Annotated in this window: 1 protein-coding gene; it reads right to left on the bottom strand. The window is 31.7% G+C overall.

Annotation, left to right across the window (positions count from 1 at the left end; genetic code table 11):
- Positions 1–57: 57 nt before the first annotated feature.
- A partial coding sequence (locus BOQ64_RS24330) for a hypothetical protein (RefSeq protein ID WP_228448543.1) occupies positions 58–259 on the bottom strand: 202 nt, incomplete at its 5' end.

Raw genomic sequence — 259 nt, 5'->3', positions numbered from 1 at the left:
TCTTGATTTGTCCAGTTCATTAACGTCAATGTCTTGTTTTTTATTTTTAAGACTAGTTCAGAATAGGTTAGGAATATTTGAACCTCTTTTTGATTGAGGGTCATATTTTCTTCCCGTATATTTTCTTTTGGAAGACTCACTGACTTTTTCCGGAGAAAGTTCTTGATTTGTCCAGTTCATTAACGTCAATGTCTTGTTTTTTATTTTTAAGACTAGTTCAGAATAGGTTAGGAATATTTGAACCTCTTTTTGATTGAGG

Origin of the sequence: Chryseobacterium sp. CH25, assembly GCF_004119455.1 — a bacterium.
Taxonomy (GTDB): Bacteria; Bacteroidota; Bacteroidia; order Flavobacteriales; family Weeksellaceae; genus Chryseobacterium.
Note: the sequence above shows the minus strand (reverse complement) of the source record. Positions and strands in the feature narration are given on the sequence as shown.